The following is a 20,028-nucleotide window of genomic DNA, read 5'->3' on the forward strand; positions in this document are numbered from 1 at the left end:
ATTGTGTGCAAACCTAGGGCCGCAGACTGCGGGGAGGCAACGCCTCCCCGTAAATTCCGTGTGACTGCATACAAGAGGGGGCCGACGTGGCGGAGCTGCTGGGAAACGGACGGACATCGCGGGCTCGCCTGCGCGAGCTCGTGGAGGGCCCGGAGCCGCTGCTCGCCCCCGGCGCCTACGACGCGCTGAGCGCCCGCCTGGTCGAGCAGGCCGGCTTCGACGTCGTGTACATGACCGGCTTCGGGACGACTGCGTCGCTGATCGGCCGCCCCGACGTGGGGCTGCTCAGCGGGGCGGAGATGGTCGACAACGCCCGGCGGATCGTGTCCGCCGTCGACGTGCCGGTGATCGCTGACGCCGACACCGGCTACGGCAACGCCCTCAACGTCGTCCGGACCGTGCAGCTCTACGAGCAGGCCGGCGTCGCGGGGATCCAGCTCGAGGACCAGGTGATGCCCAAGAAGTGCGGGCACATGAGCGGCAAGCTGCTGATCAGCACCGACGAGATGGCCGGCAAGATCCGGGCCGCCGTCGAGGCCCGGCGCGACCCCGACCTGCTGATCATCGCCCGCACCGACGCCGTCGCCGTCACCGGCACAGACGACGCCATCGCCCGGGCGCGGGCGTTCGCCGCGGCCGGCGCCGACGTGCTGTTCGTGGAGGCACCGACGTCGGAGGCCGACATCGAGCGGGTGGCCACCGAGCTGCGCGGCGTGGCCCCGCTGGTGTTCAACTGGGCCGAGGGCGGGAAGACGCCACCGCTGACGCTGGAGCGGATCACCGAGCTCGGGTTCTCCCTCGTGATCTACCCGATCGGCACCCTGCTGGCCGCCACCGCCGGCATCCGCTCGCTGCTGGCCAGCCTCAGGCGCGACGGGGTGCCGACGGCGGCCCTGGACGCGGTGCCGACCTTCGGCGAGTTCACCGACCTGATCGGCCTGCCCGAGGTGCAGCAGCTGGAGCAGCGCTTCTCCGGCCCCTGACCGTCGCCGGACAGGACCGGCCAGGGACATCGGTGACTTCCCGGCTGCTGATGAGCGGCGTCTGCGCCGCTGCACGAACGTGGGCTCGGCCGGTGTCGACGGTCCGTGAGCTCAGCCGGATCCGTCGAGATCCCGGTCCTCGAGAGTCACGGGAACGGTCCCGCCGCTTCCGCTCCACCACACCCGGTCGCCGACGACCACCGGTGCCCTCACGACGGGTACGTCGCTGATGACCGGTGCCTTCGCCTGGCTCACCACCGTGGTCACGTCGATGCCCCCAGGCTCGCCGAGCTCCTCGGGGAGCCGAACGGCGATGATGTCACCGTCGAGCGCCAGGTTCGTCCCGGCGGCGACGGCCACGTCGTGAGAGTCGAGATCGATCGGCGCGTCGGCCTGGTCCAGGGCCGGCACATGGCCGAGGACCTCGAGCGACTGTGGGTCGAACAGGGTGAGCCAGTCCTCGAGGAACTGGACAGTCCCGGTCTGCGACGAGGCGACCGTCGCCGGCCATGACATCAACCTGAAGGCGTCGGACGATCGGCCAACCGGTGCGTGACCGTCGTCCTCCGCCGGCTGACGACCGCATAGCCGACCACGAAGGCGATGACTGCGACGCCCATCCCCGCGAGCGTCCAGCGCAACCCGATGACGTCGGCGAGCAGGCCCAGCGGAAGTGCGGCGATGCCGAAGGCGCCGAAGCTGAGCATGACCAGGCCCTGCACCCGCCCGTGGTACTCCGTGTCCGACAGGGCGAGGAGCTGCGACTGGTTGGTGGTCTGGAAGGCGAGCATCGCCGCGCCGACGGCAAGGAGCACGGCCACCGCGACGTAGGCGTTGGGCGCGATCGCCAGCGAGCAGACGGCGATGCCGAAGACGGCGCCCGAGGCCACCAGGACCCGCGTCTGCCGGACCCATGAGCTGCGCCGCCCCAGGAGCAGACCGGCTGCGACCCCGCCGACCGCGGACGTCGCCGACAGGACCCCGTAGCCGACCGAGCCGAGGCCGAACAGATCGCTGGAGATGGTCGGCATGAAGGCCAGGTAGGGCATCCCCATCATCGTGACGCCGATGCCGCACCACACCAGGGCGCCGAGCTCGGGGTGCCGGCGGACGTAGTGCAGGCCATCGGCGAGTTCGCCCAGTGGGGACCGGCCGGAGGGCTCCCCGCGCCGCCCGACCGGGAGGGCGGCGGTGAGGAGCACCCCGACGATCGCCAGGACCGCGCTGAACAGGAAGACCGCCTCGACGCCCCAGGCCACCGAACCGATGACCACGCCGGCCAGCGCCGGACCGACCACCCGGTTCACCTCGGCATTGACCAGCAACAGCGAGACGGCCTGCGGCACCGACGCACGCGGGACCAGCTCGGCGAGGAAGGCCATCCGGGCGGGACCGAACAGGGCGAAACCCACGGCCTGCAGCACGCTCGCACCGAGCAGCATCCAGTAGGCGATGACGTCGAAGACGACGGCCAGCCCGATCCAGGCGCTCGACACCGCCAGCATGAGCACCGAGAGCTGCAGCACCAGCCGTTTGGGCAGCCGGTCGGCGGCCACGCCACCCCACGGGGTGGCCAGCAGCAGGGCCACGCCGAAGGCCAGCAGGATCCCGCCCAGCGCAGCGTTCGACCCGGTCAGCTCGTACGCCAGCCAGCCGCGGGCGATCGCCTGCGCCATGACGCCCAGGAAGACCGCGACGGCGTTGAGGTAGAGGACCAGGAAGCCGCCGATCCGCAGGATCGCCATCGCGCCGAGAGGCGAGGTCTCCGGTGGCACCGGGAGGGCTGTCTCCCCCGGGACCGGGACCGCCGGTACCGGTACCTCGGGTGGCGGGGCCGGCTCCGGTGCGGCCGGTGTCCGTCCCGGCTCATCGCAGCGTTCGTCGACGTGCCGGATGGCCTCTCCGCTCATGGTCCCCCTCGTCCGACGTCGAAGCGGGGAACCTGACCGTCCACCACCACGTCCCGAGCGAGCGGGCACCGTCACGACCCTGCCACATCAGGCGTCCGACGATGAGCAGGCACCGGGCACGGACGAGGGACGAGCACGAGGACCGTCCGCTCGATGCCTGGAGGGCCACGTCGCCTGGCATGCAGGCCAAGGCCTCGGACCCCACTGGCCCTCCCCATGGGCGATGGGTCAACTCAACGGGGAGGTGGCTCTCCGACCCCGCCTGCCTGGAACAGCGGGGAACGCTCGAACGGCTCGAGGACGAGCCCGATCCGGGCGGAGTGGTCCCGCGTCGTCAGCGACGGGCATGCGGGGAACTTCAGTGCGGACCGAGACCTCGAGATGACGTGGCTTTCGGATCCTCAAGGGGGAGAATGGGAGGGGTCCGAGCACCCCGGAGCGTCCCCTCCCACCGGAGCTCCCCATGGCACAGCGACTGCACCTCCCCCACCGCCAGAACACCACCTCCGCACAGTCCGAGGACCCGCCGCATCTCGGCGCCCGTGTGTACGCCGTGCAGCGCGCCGGCGCCGTTCTCGTGGCCCTGTTCCTCCTGCTCTTCGGCCTGCTGGGCTTCGCCAGCGACCAAGCGTTCTTCTCGACGCGTGGTCAATCGGTCCTGGGGATGTCCTCCAACGGCCTGCTGTCCACCCTCTCGGTGGTCGTCGCCGTCGTGCTCCTCGCCGCCGCCGTCCGCAGTGCACGCACCGCATCGACGGTGATGCTCATCCTCGGCCCGCTGTTCCTGCTGTCGGCATTGGTGAACGCGATCGTCATCGGGACCCGCTTCAACTGGCTGGCCTTCGAGATGAGCAACGTCGTCTTCTCCGTCGTCGTCGGACTGCCCATGCTGCTCTTCGGGGCCTACGGCCGGATCAGTGGCAACCTCCCGTCCGACAGCCCGTACGCCCACCCCTCGACCGACGATGCGGACGTCGTCGACGAACGCCCCAGGACCCCGGAGGAGGTCGCCGCCGAAGAGGCGATGCGCGAGGCCGAGATGGCCGTCGTCCAGCACGCCGCCACTCCGGAGCAGCACCGCCGCGTCGAAGCGATGGCCCGGGTGCACAACCGCCAGGATCGACGCCGGGTCTGGATGGAGCTCGACTCGGCGGGTCGGGACAGGGATCGCCGGGACGGGACGTCACCGGGTCCTGGGACGGCGCTCCCCCACCCGCGACCGGGCTGGCGCATGCCCTGGCGTCGAAGAGGTCCGGGCCCCGGCTGACGGATCCGTTCACTCGGGGGCAGGCGTGTGCGGAAGTGCCGAGTCCCCCTGGGACACCGCCGTGGTGACCATGCGTGCTGTCGAAGGCGCCGAGCACCAGGGTGGTGCCTCGGAGCAGGTCCAGCGCCACCGACCCGCGGACCCCGCGAGACCGCTCGTCCGATGCGTGAAGTCAGTGGCGGCGCACCTTTCCGCGGAGCAACCGGCACGCCTGACGGAAGATGTTGCGATGGAGGTGTTGAGCAGCCGCATCCTGCTGCGACCGACCGAGCCGGCGCGGTCACACGCGTTCTACGGCGACGTCCTCGGCCTGGCCGTGTACCGGGAGTTCGGCCCACCGGAGCATCGCGGCGTCGTCTACTTCCTCGGCAACGGCCTGCTGGAGGTCTCCGGTCACGCCGAGCAGCCACCTGCGGGACTGGGCCTCTGGTTGCAGGTACGGGACGTCGCCCGGGAACACGAGCGGCTGGCGGACGCCGGTGTCACGATCACGCGACCGCCTCGGACAGAGCCCTGGGGACTGGTCGAGATGTGGATCGAAGACCCCGACGGCGTCCGGATCGCCGTGGTCGAGGTCCCCGACGACCACCCGCTGCGCCGCGACCAGCGCTGAACCCAGATCAGGGCACACCGACCGGGCATGCCGGCCCACCACCGGCGGGATCGCCGAGGTGTCGCCCACCGAGCCAGCGTGGTCACCGGAGAGTTCGGCTCCACACGTCGGCTACTCGCCCAGCGTGTGCGCAGCCTCGGCGATGTCGCTCGCGGTGAGCGTCGACACGTCGGCACGGTCGAGCGCATCCACGCTCCGGCCCTTGTCCCGCGTCAGCCGCAGCGCCTGGCGGTTGAGGGCCTGCTCGAACAGCGTGCGAGCGAAGCGCGCGTTACCGGACTCCTGATCCGAGGTGAGGCCGCCGAGGGTGCGGCGGAGCGTCACCTCGGCGCCAGCCTCGAGCACGTACTCGTGCTGAGCCAGGACGTTGGTGAAGATCGCTTCGAGTTCCTCCGTCGAGTAGTCGGGGAACTCGATCTCGCGGGCGAACCGTGAGCGGAGGCCGGGGTTCGAGAGCAGGAACTGCTCCATCAGCCGGGGATAGCCGGCCACGATCACCACCAGGCGGTGGCGGTGGTCCTCCATGCGCTTGAGCAGGACCTCGATCGCCTCCGGCCCGAAGTCCAGCCGGCCGTCGCCCTCCGGGGACAGCGAGTACGCCTCGTCGATGAACAGGACGCCGTCGAGCGCCCGGCGGATCACGCGGTCGGTCTTGATCGCGGTCGCACCGACGTACTGCCCGACCAGGGCAGCCCGATCGACCTCCACCAGGTGGCCCTTCTGCAGCAAGCCGACCGCCCGGTACGTCTCGGCCAGGAGCCGCGCCACCGTGGTCTTGCCCGTACCTGGGTTCCCGAGGAAGACCAGGTGCTGGGACGTCGCCGCCTCGGGCAGGCCGTGCGCCTTGCGGCGCGCCTGCACCTGCAGGAAGGCGACGAGCGCCCGCACCTGCTCCTTCACCGCGTCGAGCCCGATGAGCCCATCGAGCTCCGCCTGGATCGCCACCAGCGGCCGAGCGGGTACGGGGCGGCCGCCGAAGAGGTCGCTCACCAGGCCGTCCACGCCCCGCAGACCGGACCGCGGGAGTTGATCTCCCAGCCGACCGACGGTCTCACGCAGGTCGTCGAGTGGCTTGCGGTTGGAAGCCATGCCGGCAGCCTATGGGCCGTGGAGGTAGCGAGCCCATCGCCAGTTCCCCGGACTGGGTCGTCGGTGGGGTCGGTCACGCGGGCCTGCGCGAACTCACGCCCCGCCGGCCGTCCTCACTCCACTGGGTCGCACCTCGGCTCGGTCACGCGTGCGTCGGGGTCGGCCGGGACCGGTCGGCGGCCAGGCGGACATGATCGACGACATCGCGCCGGACCACGTCGCGGCGGGCCTGCCGCGACGTGGCCCGTGCGATGTCGCGCCTGCTCAGCCGACCGGCACCGGCACCGGTGCGGGGCTCGCCGGAGCGGCCTCGACCTCACCCTCCACCCGCACCACGGGGAGCAGCCGGTCGAGCCACCCCGGCAGCCACCAGTTGGCCGTGCCCAGCAGCGCCATCGTCGCCGGCACGAGCACCATGCGCACCAGCGTCGCGTCGAGCGCGATCGCGACGGCGAGCCCCAGGCCGATCATCTTCACGAACGGTTCCGGGGTCGCGACGAACGACAGGAACACCGCCGTCATGATCAGCGCTCCGCAGGTGATGACGCGGGCGCTCGACGCCAGCCCGCGTGCGACCGCCTCGACGTTGTCCCCGGTGGCGTCGTAGGCCTCGCGGATGCGCGAGACGAGGAAGACCTCGTAGTCCATCGACAGGCCGAACAGCACGGCGAAGAAGATGGCCGGCAGCGGCGAGGCGATGAGGTAGGTGCCCTCGAGCCCGATCAGGCCGCCGAGCCAGCCCCACTGGAAGACCGCGACGACGACGCCGTAGGCCGCGCCGATCGACAGCAGGTTCATGACCACGGCCTTCAGGGCGACCGTGACGGACCGGAACACCACGACCAGCAGCAGGAACGACGCGGCCAGGACCGACCCCAGGAGCAGCGGCAGGGTCGAGCTGAGCGAGGTGTCCAGGTCGATCGCGAGGGCGGCCTGGCCGGTCACGTGCACGCCGTCGGGCGCGCCGGACCGGATCCGCTCCAGCGTCTGCGCGGTGGCCGGGTCCGCCGGCGCGGTGGTCGGCAGCGCCGTCAGCACCGCGGTGTCGCCGTCCGTGGAGAGCCTCGCCTCGGCGACCGAGCCGATGCCGGGATCGGCCCCGATGCGCTCGGCGAGCAGCGGGACGTCGTCCACGCCCAGGCCGGAGCCGGAGAGGTCGGCGACGACGAGCAGCGGCGTGTTCATGCCGGGCCCGAAGCCCTCGGCGAGCAGGTCGTGCGCCTGCCGGTGCGTGGCGCCCACCGGCGCGTCGCCGGCGTCGGGGAAGCCGGTCCTCATCGACAGCGCGGGCGCGGCCAGCGTCAGGAGCAGCACCGACGCCACGACCAGGTACGGCCAGGGCCGCGCGGAGATGCGGTGGGACAGCCGCCACCAGACGGTCGCCTCGACGGGGAGCGCAGGACGCCGCCGACCGACCACCCGACCGGCGTCGACGCGGTCGCCGAGCAGCGACAGCAGCGCGGGGAGCAGGGTGAGCGCCGTCGCCACGGCGAACAGCACGACGAGCGACGTCGCGAGCCCGATCGATGCGAGCACGCCCATGCCGGTCAGCACGAGGGCAGCCATGGCGAGCACCACGGTGACGCCGGCGAAGAACACCGCGGTGCCGGAGGTGCCCATCGCGGCGGACAGGGCCGTCGCGTTGTCCTGGCCGGCGATCCGGTTCTCGCGGTAGCGGGACACCAGGAACAGCGCGTAGTCGATGCCGACGCCGAGCCCGACCATCGCGGCGATCACGGGCCCGGAGGTGGAGACGTCCATCGCGCCGGCGAGCAGCGTGATGCCGCTGAGCCCGACCGCCACCGCGACCAGCGCCAGCGCGATCGGCACGAGCGCGGCCACCACCGTGCCGAAGGCGACGACGAGGACGACCAGCGCGACGAGGACGCCGACCGCCTCGGCGCCCGACGGCTCGGGCTCGCTGTTGAGGAACACCGCCTCACCGCCGACCTCAGCGGTGAGCCCGGCGTCGCGCGCCGAGGCGAGGGCCGCGGCGAGCGCCTCGGCCGGCTCTGGCCCGACCTCTCCGGACGGCGCGTCCAGCACGATGTCGGCGAAGCCGATCCGCCCGTCGGGCGAGACGGCGCCGCTCGCGAAGGGATCGGTCACCGCGGTGACGCGCTCCACCGCGCGCAGCTGGACGAGCGTCGCCTCGACGTCGTCCCGGAAGCCGGTGAGGAGCTCGCCCTCGGGCGCCGCGAACACCGCGACGGCGGAGCCGACGGCCGCCTCGGGGAAGCCCTGCTCGAGCAGCTCGGTGGCGGCGGCGCTGTCGCTGCCACGCACGGTCAGGTCGTCGAGGTAGGCGCCGCCGAGCGTGCCCGAGAGCGCGACGACGAGTGCGGCGAGCAGGGCCCAGGCGCCGATCGTCCGCTTCGGGCGGCGGGCGCTCGCGGTGCCGATCCGTCGGATCCAGCCGTTCATGGTCGCTCCAGGGAGTCGGGAGGAGTCGGTCACCTCGGACTGTCCGCGCGCGCCGCGCTGCCGTCGCCCGGCGCGGGACGGGTTCAACGCGGCGCTGTCTCCCCCTGGAGGAGGAGACCGGTGCCCGCCTCCGGACCGGCGACAGCAGCGCCGGGCGCGCCTACGTTCAGCGCATGCGACCCGGCCCGTTCATGCGCTGGCCGCGGGCGGCCGACGCCGTCCTCGCCGGGGTGCTGTTCGGGCTCACGCTGTTCTTCACGACCGGGCCGGACGACTCGTGGGTGCTGCGCGACCTCGGCGACGTCCCGCTCTGGGTCGTGCTGCTGTTCGCCGTCGGCAGCGGCGCGCTGTACTGGCGCCGCCACGCACCTGTCGTCGTCCTCGCCGTCGTCCTCGCCGCGTGGGCGCTGACCCTCGGCAGCGGCCACGCCGACCTCGGCGGCCATGCGCTCTTCGCGCTCTACGCCCTCGGGCGCTACGGGTCCGTCGAGCGGTGGGGCCACGTCGGGGTCGACGTCGCGCTCGTCGTGCTCGTGCTCGACGGGGTCACCGGCGACGTCCCGTGGAGCGGGGTCGGGTTCGGCGTCGTCATCTTCTTCGCCGTCTGGTACGTCGGACGTCGGCTGCGGCTCCGCGCCGAGCGCGCCCTGCTGGAGGAGCGCGAGCTGCGGGAGCGGGAGCGTCGCATCGTGACCGAGGAGCGGTCCCGCATCGCTCGCGAGCTGCACGACGTCGTCGCGCACCGGGTGAGCCTGATGACGGTCCAGGCCGGCGCGGCGAAGACCGTCGCGTCCGCCGACCCGGAGGCGGCGGCGCGCGCCATGGGCGCGGTCGAGGAGGCCGGCCGACAGGCGCTGGACGAGCTGCGTCACCTGCTCGGCGTGCTGCGTCCTTCGGCCGCACCCGGCGACACCGAGCCGCAACCGGGTCTGGCCGACCTCCCTGCGCTGGTGGCGCGGATGCGCGAAGCGGGTCTGGACGTCGACCTGGACATCGACGGCGTGACCCCCGGGCTGCCCGCGCGGGTGGAGCTGTCGGCGTACCGCATCGTGCAGGAGTCCCTGACGAACGTGGTGAAGCACGCGGGTCCCGGCGCGCGCACCGGCGTCCGGCTCACGACCGAGGGACGGGACCTCGTCGTCGAGGTGCGCGACGACGGCAGCGGGGCGACGTCGCTGCCCGGCGCCGGGCACGGCATCGTCGGCATGCGCGAGCGGGCGCAGCTGCTCGGCGGCTCCCTCGACGTCGGCCCGCGTCCGGACGGCGGGTTCGCCGCGCGGGCCCGCCTGCCGCTCGACGGTGGGGCGGCATGACGATCCGGGTGGCCGTCGTCGACGACCAGGCGCTCGTGCGTGGCGCGTTCGCGATGGTGCTGAACCACCAGCCGGACATCGACGTCGTCGCGGAGGCCGGGACCGGCGTCGAGGCGATCGACGTCGCCCGCCGGCACCGGCCCGACGTCGTGCTGATGGACATCCGCATGCCGGAGATGGACGGCCTGGAGGCCACGGCGCGGATCGTCGCCGAGCTCGGCGACGCGGTGCGGGTGCTCATCCTCACGACCTTCGAGCCGGACGAGTACGTCTACCGGGCGCTGCGCGCGGGAGCGAGCGGCTTCGTCCTCAAGGACCTGCCGCCCGACCAGCTCGTCGTCGCCGTCCGCACGGTCGCCGACGGCGGCGCGCTGCTCGCGCCGTCGATCACCCGGCGGCTGATCGAGCGGTTCGCGGCGCAGCGCGCGCCCGACACCGCCCTCGCCGGACGGCTGGAGAGCCTGACCGCCCGCGAGCGCGACGTCGTGACCGCCGTCGCGAGGGGGCGGAGCAACGCCGAGATCGCGCGCGAGCTGTACATCGGCGCGGCGACGGTGAAGTCGCACGTGTCGAGCGTGCTCACCAAGCTCGGCCTGCGCGACCGCGCCCAGGTGGTGGTGTTCGCCTACGAGGCGGGGCTCGTCGAGCCGGGCGCCTGAACGCCAGCACGGACAGTGCACGTGGAAGGGTCCTCATCGCGCCAGCGATGGGAGACGGATTCAGTGAGATCACCGGTGCCCGACTATCTGACGGAGATCCTGCACGCCTGCGGCGACGACGCGGGCGCCCTCGCGGACTACATCCCCGAGCTGGCGTCGGCCGACCCGGACCGGCTCGCCGTCTGCCTGTCCACGATCGACGGGACTCTCTACCGCGCCGGCGACAGCGACACCGAGTTCTCCATCCAGTCGATCTCGAAGCCGTTCGTCTACGCCCTGGCCTTGGCCGAGCACGGGCTGGACCACGTCCTGGACCGGATCGGCGTGGAACCCAGCGGCGAGGCGTTCAACGAGCTCTCGCTGGAGCGGGACTCGAGGCGGCCTCGCAATCCCATGATCAACGCCGGGGCGCTCGCGGCACACGCCCTGGTCGGCGACCCCGGGGACGACGTCGACACCCGAGTGGAGCGGGTCCGGCGACTGATGTCGGACTTCGCAGGCCGGGAACTGCACGTGGACCGCACGATCTACGAGTCGGAGATGTCGCAGGCCTACCGCAACCTGGCCATCGCCAACATGCTGCGCAGCTACGGCGTGATCTCCCAGCACCCGCGGGACGTGGTCCACGGGTACACCCAGCAGTGCGCCATCTCGGTGACCACGAGTGATCTGGCGACCATGGGGGCCACGCTGGCCGCGGGTGGTGTGCAGCCCACCACCGGCAAGCAGGTCGTGCCGGAGCAGGTGGCCCGACAGGTGCTGAGCGTGATGATGAGCTGCGGCATGTACGACGCTGCCGGGGACTGGATGACCACGGTCGGGTTCCCGGCGAAGAGCGGCGTCTCCGGCGGCATCCTGGGGGCGCTGCCCGGGCAGCTCGGGATGGCCGTCTTCTCGCCGAGGCTGGACTCCCACGGCACCAGCACGCGGGGCGTCCGGATCTGCACCCGCATGTCCGCCGACATGGGGCTGCACATCATGCAGGCCCCGGAGCCGGCACGGTCGACGGTTCGGCGGGACCGCACGCTCCGTGGGCCGGACGGCTCCCTCGCCCGCGTCTGCAGCCTGCAGGGCTCGCTGCAGTTCGGCAGCGTGGAACGGGTGCTGCGGACGGTGACCGACGGCATGCCCATCGCGGTGTTCGTCCTGGATCTCCGGCGGGTGTCGTCGGTGAACGACGTCGCTCGGCGGATGCTCGCGGAGATGCTCCGCCGTCTGCAGCTGGACGGTGCCGACGTGGCACTGCTCGATCCGGACCACGTCCTGCACCTGTCCGAGCAGGCGGTCGTGCGGCTCCCGGAACGATGGACATCACTGGCGGCGCTGGAGGGCTACGAACGGGTCTGACCCCGCCACCTCCTCCCCCGCCGCCTCCTCCTCCCCCCTGGCTGTCTTCCCCGGTGAGCCGTGTGCGTCACCACGCGCCGGATCCGCTGCCACGCGCGTCCGGCTCGCGATTTCCCTGACCGGCCCGGGAGCCGGCCCCCGACCGCTGGAACATCGGCATCGTCGACCGGTTGAGACAGGTGAACGCTCAACTTCATGCTGTCAGGAGAGGACCACCCATGACCACGGAACCGATCCGCACGCTGGGCATCCTCGGCGCCGGGAAGGTGGGCACCGTGCTGGCCCGGCTCGCGGTCGCGGCCGGGTACGACGTGCTCATCGCCGGCTCGGGCGACCCGGCGAAGATCGCCTTGACCGTCGAGGTGCTCGTGCCGGGAGCGACCGCCACCACGGCAGCTGCCGCCGCGCTCGAGGCCGATGTCGTCGTCCTGGCCCTGCCCCTGGGCAAGCACCGCACGCTGCCGGTCGATGCCCTGGACGGGAAGCTCGTCATCGACGCGATGAACTACTGGTGGGAGGTCGACGGGATCCGCGACGACCTCACCGATCCGCGGACCTCCACCAGCGAGGTCGTGCAGGCGTTCCTGCCGGGCGCCCGGGTGGTGAAGGCGTTCAACCACATGGGCTACCACGACCTCGAGGGCGGAGCCCTCCCGGTCGGCGCTCCAGGCCGGAAGGCGATCGCCATCGCCGGAGACGAGGCGACCGACCTCGATGTGGTCGCCCGGATCGTGTCCGACCTGGGCTTCGACCCGGTCGTCGCCGGCCCTCTCGCGCACGGCGTGCGCCTCGAACCGGGTACCGAGCCCTTCGGCGCCGACGTCGACGCCGAGGAACTGCGCGCGATGATCGACCGATTCGCCACCTCAGACCGCGGCCGGGAGGTCATCGCCGCCCGGAGGTGACGGCCTTCACCGAGCAGGGCCGGGAGTCCGACGGCGGGTCCCGGTGCCGGTCCGCTCCTGCGCCCAGACACCTCGACAGGCTGCCGCGCAGCGAGGCGCCCGGTCGGTGCCAGATGAACGGGGGCAGGTGCCGGGAGCCGGGGATGAGCTCGGGGTTGGACGTCGCGCACCCGGGTCGCTGGGGTGAGCGCGCGATCGATGCCCTGGACCCTGGAAAGGGTGGGGATCCTCCGCGACGATGGGGGCACGCCGGCCGCGGGCGGGACTCGATTGCGGAGGGGACGGGCGAGGGACCATGGACGAACTGGTACGCAGCGGGGTCCGCTGGGGCGCCACCCACGGAGCGATGCGGCTGGCGCTCCGGGCCCGGGCCCGGGGAGGCAACTCCGACGCCCAGGTGCTCGTCGCCCCGGCCCTGCGCACGGACCCGTACCCGCACTACGAACGGCTGCGGACGGCGACCCCGTTCACCGACGGCGCCCTGGCCCGGATCAGCGTCCACCACGACGTCTGCACCGACGTGCTGCGCAGCGAGGACTTCGGGCAGATCGGCGGGTTCCAGACCGAGAGGCTGCCGTCGGTGTTCCGGCTGGCGCTCCGGCTGGCCGGAGCACGACCGGGGGTGAGCCCCATCGACCCGCCGTCGATGGTCGCCGTCGACCCGCCCGCGCACACCCGCTACCGGCGGCTGGTCAGCCGGGCGTTCAGCGCCCGGGCCGTCGCGGGGTTGCGCGAGCGCACCCGGGAGATCGCCGACGAACTCCTCGACGGCCTCGAGGACGAGGCCGCGGCGCACGGCGGGCAGGTGGACCTCGTGGCCCGCTACGCCAGCCTCCTCCCGGTCACCGTCATCTCCGAGATGCTCGGCGTCCCGGTGGCGATGCGGGAGCAGTTCCTCGCCTGGGGCGACCGCGCCGCACCGGTCCTGGACCTGGGCCTGGACTGGTCGACCCACCGCGAGGTCGAGCGCAGCATCGTCGAGCTCGATGCCTGGTGGCGGGGGCACCTGCAGTCACTGCGCCGGGACCCAGGCACGGACATGCTCTCCAGCCTGGTCACCATGGTCGACGAGGACGGTGGCGGCCTCACCGAGACAGAGCTGCGGGCCACCGCCGCGTTGGTCGTCGGCGCCGGCTTCGAGACCACCGTCAACCTCATCGGCAACGGGGTCGCCCTCCTGTTCGCCCATCCCGACCAGCGCCGACGGCTCGCCGAGGACCCGTCGCTGTGGCCCAACGCGGTCGACGAGGTGCTCCGCTTCGATCCCCCCGTGCAGCGGACCGGCCGTCGGGCCAGGAGGCACACCACCGTCCACGGGGTCCCCGTCGCCGAGGGCGAGTGGCTGATCCTCCTGCTCGCCGCGGCCAACCGGGACCCGCGGGTGTTCCCCGACCCGCACGTCTTCGACGTCGCGCGCGCGAACGCCCGCGATCACCTCGCCTTCGCCAGCGGCATCCACTTCTGCCTCGGCGCCGCGCTCGCCCGGATGGAGGGCGAGGTCGCGCTGCAGGCACTGTTCGAGCGCTTCCCCAGCCTGCGGCCCGCGGGCTCCGGGCACCGCCGCGGCACCGTCGTCCTGCGTGGCCACGAGTCCCTGCCGGCGATCCTCGGCGGGCAGGCCTGAGGACGCCGGACCTTCAGGACCCGGTCCACCGCGCCGCTTCGTGTACCGGCCGACAGCGGATCGTGCTGGCCACGCCGAGCAGGCCCTCGTAGCCGTACGCCAAGACGGCGTCCTGTCCGACACCGCCCCCGGGTTCGGCCACTGTCGCCGCCATGCGTCATCGGGCACCGAGGCCGGGAAGCGATGATCCGGTGAGGACAGGGCTGCGCCGACTGCCGGCCCGGGCTCGACCGGCGACGTACCTGCTGGTCGCGCTGGCCACCTGTGCGGCCACCGCCTGTTCGGCCGGTGCCGCCGCGGACCCAGCCACCGGGCAAGAACCGCCCGCCCGTTCCCCGGCAGAGTCCGCGGCCACGCCCGCGACGGGCAGGACGAGCGTGGAGATCACCGCCGTGGGGGACATCGTCATGGGCTCGGCGCCCGAGTCGCTGCCGCCCGACGACGGTCGCCACCTGTTCGACGCGGTGGCCGACCGGCTCACCGGGGACGTCGTGCTGGCGAACCTGGACCAGGCGCTCACCGACCGGACGACGTCGACCAAGTGCGGTGCAGACAGCGCGCGCTGCTACGCCTTCCGGACCCCGCCGTCGTACGCGGAGACGTTGGGTGCCGCCGGGTTCACCGTCATCAACCTGGCCAACAACCACTCGCGGGACTTCGGTGAGGCAGGTCTGCGGGACACCCGAGCGGCGCTGACCGACGCGGGCCTGGAGCACACGGGCATGCCCGGGCAGATCACGATGCAGCAGGTGGGCGAGCTGCGCGTGGCCATCGTCGGCTTCGCCCCCTACGGCTGGACGCAGAGCCTGCTCGACATCCCCGCCGCCCGGCAGCTCGTCAGCCGGGCCGCCCAGGACGCCGACCTCGTCCTGGTCACGATCCACGCCGGCGGGGAGGGCCGGGACCAGAGCCACGTCCGCCCAGGCACCGAGATGTTCCTCGGCGAGGACCGCGGAGATCCCATGGCCTTCTCCCGCGCGGTCATCGACGCCGGGGCGGACGCGGTGCTGGGTGCCGGTCCCCACGTGCTGCGGGGGATGGAGTGGTACCGCGGTCGGCTGATCGCCTACAGCTTGGGCAACTTCACCGGCTACGAGACCCTCTCGAACAACGGCCCGGCGGGCATCGGCGGGGTGCTCACGCTGCGCCTGGCCCCGGACGGGACCTGGGACGCCGGGAACCTGGTCGGCACCGTGATGGTCGACCCGGGGGTGCCGGAGGTGGATCCCGCCCAGCAGGCGCTGGACCTGGTCCGCAGTCTCTCCCGCACCGACTTCGGCGAGTGTGGTGTCCGGCTCAGCCCGGCCGGTGAGCTCGGCGAGCCGACCTGCTGATGCTCCCGCCGTCGCGGACGGGAGGGTCGTCGGCATGCGCGGAGAAGGGGCTTCCGTCTCCCCTGCACAGCGGACCGCGGCTCAGCTGGACCAGGCACCGAGCTGACCTGGAGCGTGTGCACATGTGGCGGGTCGCCCCCTCGGACCCCGAGTGGCGAGTGGTCAGGTGGGGATCTGGTCGGCGTCGGTCGCCGTGAGGTAGGTCTGCAGGGTCACGTCGTCGAAGTGCAGGAGCTCCGGGGCAGGCCTGCGGTCGGCGCGGCGCGGGGTCAGGGAGACCGGCACCAGGGTGATCGTCTGCAACGCGTCGCCGGCGGCGAGGAGGCGCTGCAGGGCTCCGGTGATGGTGACGTAGGTGTCGAAGGACGTCAGCGGTGGCGCGAGCCGGAGGTCCTCGCCGGGGGCCGGGGCGTCGCAGTGCCCGTCGCCGCCGTAGCACCCGCCGTGGCCGAAGACGGTGTAGCGGCCGGCGTAGCGCTGCTCGGCCGTGCGCGGTGTGCTGGCCGTGGCGTCGGGGTCGTTGAGGAAGACCCGGACCTCGTAGGACGTGCTCGAGTGGTCGACGCCGGTGACGACCAGGTCGGCGCGGCTGAACGGCGCCGGGGGGACGTCGCCGGGGAAGACGAGGTCGACGACGCGGGTCTGGTCGTCCCGTCCGGTGCGTGCCTGCTCGAGGGTCGCCATCGCAGCCTCCTCAGCCGATGACCTGGGCGGCGTACTCGTAACCCAGGCTGGAGATGTCCAGGGTCTCGCGCACCGTCGTCGGGAACGGTGGCAGCGCGCGGTCGAGCACCCTGGCCGGTGGATCGCCGTTGCGCGGGGAGAGCTGCCAGAGGTACCACAGCCGGTCGATCATCGAGTGGTGCGCCCAGAAGACCGGGTCGAAGGCCGCAGTGGGCGCTGCGGACATCGCTCCCCCGACCCAGCCGTGGACGCCGTTGTGGATGCTCTCCAGGATCCGGCTGAAGTCGGTGAAGGTCGTGGCGCGCAGCGCCCGCTGCACGGTCGGGTCCCGCGGCAGTTCGTCGGGCTCCTCCGGGTCGCGCACCGTGACGGGGTCCGGGCCCTCGCTGATCGCACCGGGCAGGTTCTCCCGCACGAGTTCGAGATCGTCGGAGCCGAGCACGACCGGACCGGCGCTCAACGGGTTGGTCGAGCCGTCCGCGGTGGGTCGGAACGCGGTGGGCAGGCCCCGGTCGTGCGAGACCGCCGACGACCAGTCCCACCACGGGAGCGCCACCTCGACCGTGTCGTCACCACGTGCTCGGCGCAGGGCCGCGGTGAGCGCCCGTTCGACGTGGTATAGGTACGCCCGGTGCCACGGCAGGAAGAGCGCGGTCCCGTGTTCGCAGTAGACCGGGAGCGGCAGGCCGTGGATCCCGGCGAAGAAGCCGTGGCCGCGGTCGTCGTCGATCTCGTAGAACGCCTGGAACGCCTCGCGCAGGTCGGTCAGCTCGGCCGGCGTCAGGTTCTCCGCGTTCTTCCGCAGCCCCACGTGCACCCCTCCGCCGCGTCGCTCCCGCCCTGTGGTCATCGTGGCTGCTGGCGACCGGGGTGTCCATCACCTGCTGGGTTCCGACGGCACGGTCCTTGACCTTGCCCCAGGGGCCGGGCCCACGCTGTGCTGGTGACAGTCCCTACCCAGGCCAGGAGAACCGTGCACACCCATCTGAGCGCCGGTGAGTTCACCGCGCTGACCGGCTTGTCGGCCAAGGCGCTCCGGCTGTACGGGGAGCGAGGGGTCCTGTCCCCCGACGCCGTCGACCCGCAGACCAACTACCGCAGCTACTCCCCCGCGCAGTTGCGCCAGGGCATCACGGTGGACCTCCTCCGCCGCGCGGGCGTGCCGGTGACCGAGTTGATGCGCTGGGCCGACTACCCCTACGCCGAACGACGGCAGGAGCTGGTCCTGCGCCGAGCCATGGAGGACTTCTTCCTCGACGTCGCCGAGGAGATCAGCCGCTCCGATCCCGCACGCCTGTCTGCGCAGAGCACGTCGGCCGACCCCCTGCCCTGGGCGGGTGTCTCGTACGGGTTCCCGGTCCCCGGCCATTCCCAGGAGCGCATCGAGGTGTTCGGTGCACAAGCCGTCGTCCTGCCCGCGGTCGACGCCGCGTTCGAGGAAGCCCTGACCGACCTCGACCTGGACCCAGCGACGCACCGGTGGACCGCTGTCCCCGAGACGACCGGCCCGGCAGCTGCCCAGCAGACCGCCATGGTGATCGCCCGCCCGTGCTCCACCGACCTGTCGGCTGCCGGACGGCGGCACATCGCCGCGCACGTCCAGCAGCACGCCGGGGTCGAGGTCGCCGTCGTCACCGGCACCCTCCCCCGTCGGCTGGAGATCACCTTCCCAGTCGACGGCCTCGGCGAGCGCACCCCGGTCCAGGAGGTCGCTCACGACCATCAGCAGCTGCTCGCCTTCGCGCACCACTGCGCTCGCGAGGGACTGACCATGATCGGGAAGTCGGCACGTCAGGTCGTCGTCGGTACCTCGCTCTTCGCAACGGCTGCGCCACCGATCACCGTCTTCGACGCCCAGCCGAACGCCTGACGGCCGTCGGCAGCTGCCTACGAGGCGGGCGCGGCCGGCACCGTGGGAGCAGGCTCGTCGAACTGTTCGGCGGCCGGTGGTTCGTGCGTCGGCATCATCGGACCGTCACCGGCCGGGTCGAGCACGTCCTCCTCGAACCACGCGTACCGACCGGAGAGCAGCTGCTGGGCGGCCCGGTACTGGTCGTGGTCGTCGTTGTCCCACAGTTCCCCGAACAGCCGATCGGCCCGACGCCGGGCCTGACGGCAGAACAGGTCGGCCAGTTCCGCTGCCTCCTGCCGGCGGGCCGGCTGCTCGCTGCCGATGGTGTCCGCGTACGCGCAGGCGCACGAGATCGCGTACAGCTCGGCGCCGATGTCGACGATCCGGCCGAGCAGGTGGCCCTTCTGCTCGAGACGCGCCCGGTGGCGGCCCATCGCGTAGAAGGTCGAGCGGGCGAGCTTGCGAGAGTGCCGTTCGACGTAGCGCAGGTGCTCGGCCAGCGCGCCGAACTCGGCGTAGGAGCCGCGACGCTGACCGGCGCCCGTGGCCAGCGTCGGGAGCCACCGGGCGTAGAAGGCGCCCGCCTTCACCGCAGCCTTCGCTCGATCGGCCGGGCGGGACTCCCCGAGCACCAGGTCCCCCGCCACCTTCAGGTGCTCGTCCACGGCCTCGCGGGCGATCAGCAGGTGCATGATCTCCGTGGACCCCTCGAAGACCCGGTTGATGCGCATGTCCCGCAGCAGCTGCTCGGCCGGGACCGGTTTCTCGCCGCGCCGCGCGAGCGACTCGGCGGTCTCGTAGGCGCGACCGCCGCGGATCTGGACCATCTCGTCGACGGCGGTCCAGCCGAGCTCGGACGAGTACAGCTTGGCCAGAGCAGCTTCGATGCGGATGTCGTTGCGCTTGTCGTCGGCCAGGCGACTGGACACGTCGAGCACCGCCTCGAGGCCGAACGCCGTCCCCGCCAGCCAGGCGAGCTTCTGCGCGACCGGGTCGTGCTCACCGATCGGCCGCCCCCACTGCCTCCGCTCGGCCGACCACTCGCGGGCGATCTTCAGCGAGTACTTCACCGCCGAGGAACAGAACGCCGGCAGCGACAGGCGGCCGGTGTTGAGCGTGGTGAGGGCGATCCGCAGGCCCCTGCCCTCGCCGCCGATGACGTCCTCGGTGGGGACGAAGACGTCGTCGAAGCGGGTCACCGAGTTCTCGATGCCCCTGAGCCCCATGAACTCGTTGCGGTGCTCGACCGTGATGCCCGCGCGGTCACACGGGCAGAGGAACGCGGTGATGCCGCCCCGATGGCCGTTCGACCCCGGGACGACGGCCATGACCACGACCACGTCGGCGATGGCGCCGTTGGTCGCCCACAGCTTCGTGCCGTTGATCCGGTAGCCGGTGCCGTCGTCGGTCGGGACGGCAGTCGTGCTCATCCTCGCCGGGTCCGAGCCGACGTCCGGCTCGGTGAGCAGGAACGCCGAGATCTGGTCCCTGGCCAGCCTGGGTAGCCAGTGGCACTTCTGTTCCTCGGAGCCGAACAGCCGTAGCGGCTCGGGCAGGCCGATCGACTGGTGCGCCGACAGCAGCGTCGAGATCGACGAGTGCCATGTGCCGGCCATGGCCAGCGCCCGGTTGTAGTACACCTGGCTCAGCCCGAGGCCTCCATACTCCTCGGGGATCTTCATGCCGAGCGCACCCAGCTCCCCGAGGCCCCGGAGGACGTCGTCGGGGATCTTCGCCTCGCTCTCGATCCGCTGCCGTTCGACGCGCTCGGTGAGGAACGTGCGGAGGCGTTCGAGGAACGCCTCCCCCTTCTCCACCGCGGCCACGTCGAGCTCCGGTTGGGGGTGGACGAGGTCGAGCCGGAAGTCGCCGAGGAACAACTGCTTGCCGAACGACGGCTGGGTCCACTCGGTCTCGCGGCTGGACTCGGCGACCTGCTTTGACTGCTCGTACGACGGTTGCGACGCCATGCACCAGCATCACCCCTGCGCCGCCGTGAGACAACGCTTCTCGACGCCGTCGGT

The 20,028-nt window shown here is 72.3% G+C and carries 17 protein-coding genes; 10 read left to right on the top strand and 7 right to left on the bottom strand.

Annotated elements, in window-relative coordinates:
• Positions 1-86 precede the first annotated feature (86 nt).
• On the top strand, positions 87-983 hold the full coding sequence (locus O2V61_RS16840; protein WP_269184418.1) for an isocitrate lyase/PEP mutase family protein: 897 nt from the start codon (positions 87-89) through the stop codon (positions 981-983).
• A 111-nt stretch (positions 984-1,094) separates the two neighbouring features.
• Here the strand turns inward: O2V61_RS16840 and O2V61_RS16845 are convergent, their stop codons facing one another.
• Together O2V61_RS16845 and O2V61_RS16850 are read right to left on the bottom strand one after the other, a co-directional pair.
• Positions 1,095-1,499 carry a hypothetical protein gene (locus tag O2V61_RS16845; RefSeq protein WP_269184419.1) on the bottom strand — a complete coding sequence of 135 codons (405 nt, stop codon included), beginning with the start codon at positions 1,497-1,499 and terminating at the stop codon, positions 1,095-1,097.
• Positions 1,499-2,728, bottom strand: coding sequence for an MFS transporter (locus O2V61_RS16850; RefSeq protein WP_269184420.1), 1,230 nt, complete (start codon positions 2,726-2,728; stop codon positions 1,499-1,501). Before O2V61_RS16850 ends, O2V61_RS16845 begins: the two co-directional genes overlap by 1 nt.
• Before the next feature lie 628 nt (positions 2,729-3,356).
• Here O2V61_RS16850 and O2V61_RS16855 point away from each other — a divergent pair.
• Both O2V61_RS16855 and O2V61_RS16860 read left to right on the top strand, forming a co-directional pair.
• Positions 3,357-4,160: a DUF4383 domain-containing protein gene (locus O2V61_RS16855; RefSeq protein WP_269184421.1), complete on the top strand. Its 804-nt coding sequence runs from the start codon at positions 3,357-3,359 to the stop codon at positions 4,158-4,160.
• Positions 4,161-4,389: 229 nt separating this feature from the next.
• Complete coding sequence (locus O2V61_RS16860; RefSeq protein ID WP_269184422.1) at positions 4,390-4,773, top strand: VOC family protein; 384 nt, start codon at positions 4,390-4,392, stop codon at positions 4,771-4,773.
• Positions 4,774-4,884: 111 nt separating this feature from the next.
• Here O2V61_RS16860 and O2V61_RS16865 read toward each other — a convergent pair whose 3' ends face one another.
• Together O2V61_RS16865 and O2V61_RS16870 are read right to left on the bottom strand one after the other, a co-directional pair.
• The gene (locus O2V61_RS16865) at positions 4,885-5,862 is read right to left on the bottom strand and encodes an AAA family ATPase (RefSeq protein WP_269184423.1); all 978 of its coding nucleotides are present in this window, start codon (positions 5,860-5,862) and stop codon (positions 4,885-4,887) included.
• A gap of 264 nt (positions 5,863-6,126) precedes the next feature.
• Positions 6,127-8,286, bottom strand: a complete 2,160-nt coding sequence (locus O2V61_RS16870) for an MMPL family transporter (protein WP_269184424.1) — start codon at positions 8,284-8,286, stop codon at positions 6,127-6,129.
• 173 nt (positions 8,287-8,459) lie between these two features.
• Here O2V61_RS16870 and O2V61_RS16875 point away from each other — a divergent pair, with 173 nt between their 5' ends.
• The 6 genes from O2V61_RS16875 to O2V61_RS16900 all read left to right on the top strand — a co-directional run bounded on the left by O2V61_RS16875 (position 8,460) and on the right by O2V61_RS16900 (position 15,468).
• A complete protein-coding gene (locus O2V61_RS16875) occupies positions 8,460-9,599 on the top strand; it encodes a sensor histidine kinase (protein WP_269184425.1) in 1,140 nt (379 codons plus the stop codon).
• Positions 9,596-10,258 carry a response regulator gene (locus O2V61_RS16880; protein WP_269184426.1) on the top strand — a complete coding sequence of 221 codons (663 nt, stop codon included), beginning with the start codon at positions 9,596-9,598 and terminating at the stop codon, positions 10,256-10,258. Before O2V61_RS16875 ends, O2V61_RS16880 begins: the two co-directional genes overlap by 4 nt.
• Positions 10,259-10,333: 75 nt before the next feature.
• Positions 10,334-11,605, top strand: coding sequence for a glutaminase (locus O2V61_RS16885; protein WP_269184427.1), 1,272 nt, complete (start codon positions 10,334-10,336; stop codon positions 11,603-11,605).
• 218 nt (positions 11,606-11,823) lie between these two features.
• On the top strand, positions 11,824-12,510 hold the full coding sequence (locus O2V61_RS16890; protein WP_269184428.1) for an NADPH-dependent F420 reductase: 687 nt from the start codon (positions 11,824-11,826) through the stop codon (positions 12,508-12,510).
• Positions 12,511-12,805: 295 nt separating this feature from the next.
• Positions 12,806-14,134, top strand: a complete 1,329-nt coding sequence (locus tag O2V61_RS16895; protein ID WP_269184429.1) for a cytochrome P450 — start codon at positions 12,806-12,808, stop codon at positions 14,132-14,134.
• Positions 14,135-14,511: 377 nt separating this feature from the next.
• Positions 14,512-15,468 carry a CapA family protein gene (locus O2V61_RS16900; protein ID WP_269184430.1) on the top strand — a complete coding sequence of 319 codons (957 nt, stop codon included), beginning with the start codon at positions 14,512-14,514 and terminating at the stop codon, positions 15,466-15,468.
• A 162-nt stretch (positions 15,469-15,630) separates the two neighbouring features.
• On the opposite strand, the gene O2V61_RS16905 is transcribed toward O2V61_RS16900, so the two are convergent.
• Positions 15,631-16,152: a hypothetical protein gene (locus O2V61_RS16905; RefSeq protein WP_269184431.1), complete on the bottom strand. Its 522-nt coding sequence runs from the start codon at positions 16,150-16,152 to the stop codon at positions 15,631-15,633.
• A gap of 10 nt (positions 16,153-16,162) precedes the next feature.
• Positions 16,163-17,002 (bottom strand): tyrosinase family protein, encoded by an 840-nt coding sequence (locus O2V61_RS16910; protein WP_269184432.1) that lies wholly within the window; start codon positions 17,000-17,002, stop codon positions 16,163-16,165.
• A gap of 123 nt (positions 17,003-17,125) precedes the next feature.
• Between O2V61_RS16910 and O2V61_RS16915 the strand changes: the two genes are divergently transcribed.
• Complete coding sequence (locus O2V61_RS16915; protein WP_269184433.1) at positions 17,126-18,022, top strand: MerR family transcriptional regulator; 897 nt, start codon at positions 17,126-17,128, stop codon at positions 18,020-18,022.
• Between the two features lie 17 nt (positions 18,023-18,039).
• Here O2V61_RS16915 and O2V61_RS16920 read toward each other — a convergent pair whose 3' ends face one another.
• Positions 18,040-19,974, bottom strand: a complete 1,935-nt coding sequence (locus O2V61_RS16920; RefSeq protein ID WP_269184434.1) for an acyl-CoA dehydrogenase family protein — start codon at positions 19,972-19,974, stop codon at positions 18,040-18,042.
• Between the last annotated feature and the right edge of the window lie 54 nt (positions 19,975-20,028).

This window comes from Modestobacter sp. VKM Ac-2985 (assembly GCF_026967925.1).
GTDB lineage: Bacteria > Actinomycetota > Actinomycetes > Mycobacteriales > Geodermatophilaceae > Modestobacter.

Bases quoted from the DNA above. Each gene is read 5' to 3' on its own strand.
- O2V61_RS16880 (WP_269184426.1), top strand. From the start codon at position 9,596: ATGACGATCCGGGTGGCCGTCGTCGACGACCAGGCGCTCGTGCGTGGC.
- O2V61_RS16875 (WP_269184425.1), top strand. From the start codon at position 8,460: ATGCGACCCGGCCCGTTCATGCGCTGGCCGCGGGCGGCCGACGCCGTC.
- O2V61_RS16855 (WP_269184421.1), top strand. From the start codon at position 3,357: ATGGCACAGCGACTGCACCTCCCCCACCGCCAGAACACCACCTCCGCA.
- O2V61_RS16860 (WP_269184422.1), top strand. From the start codon at position 4,390: ATGGAGGTGTTGAGCAGCCGCATCCTGCTGCGACCGACCGAGCCGGCG.
- O2V61_RS16845 (WP_269184419.1), bottom strand. From the start codon at position 1,499: ATGTCATGGCCGGCGACGGTCGCCTCGTCGCAGACCGGGACTGTCCAG.
- O2V61_RS16890 (WP_269184428.1), top strand. From the start codon at position 11,824: ATGACCACGGAACCGATCCGCACGCTGGGCATCCTCGGCGCCGGGAAG.
- O2V61_RS16910 (WP_269184432.1), bottom strand. From the start codon at position 17,002: ATGACCACAGGGCGGGAGCGACGCGGCGGAGGGGTGCACGTGGGGCTG.
- O2V61_RS16895 (WP_269184429.1), top strand. From the start codon at position 12,806: ATGGACGAACTGGTACGCAGCGGGGTCCGCTGGGGCGCCACCCACGGA.
- O2V61_RS16850 (WP_269184420.1), bottom strand. From the start codon at position 2,728: ATGGCGATCCTGCGGATCGGCGGCTTCCTGGTCCTCTACCTCAACGCC.
- O2V61_RS16920 (WP_269184434.1), bottom strand. From the start codon at position 19,974: ATGGCGTCGCAACCGTCGTACGAGCAGTCAAAGCAGGTCGCCGAGTCC.
- O2V61_RS16865 (WP_269184423.1), bottom strand. From the start codon at position 5,862: ATGGCTTCCAACCGCAAGCCACTCGACGACCTGCGTGAGACCGTCGGT.
- O2V61_RS16870 (WP_269184424.1), bottom strand. From the start codon at position 8,286: ATGAACGGCTGGATCCGACGGATCGGCACCGCGAGCGCCCGCCGCCCG.
- O2V61_RS16905 (WP_269184431.1), bottom strand. From the start codon at position 16,152: ATGGCGACCCTCGAGCAGGCACGCACCGGACGGGACGACCAGACCCGC.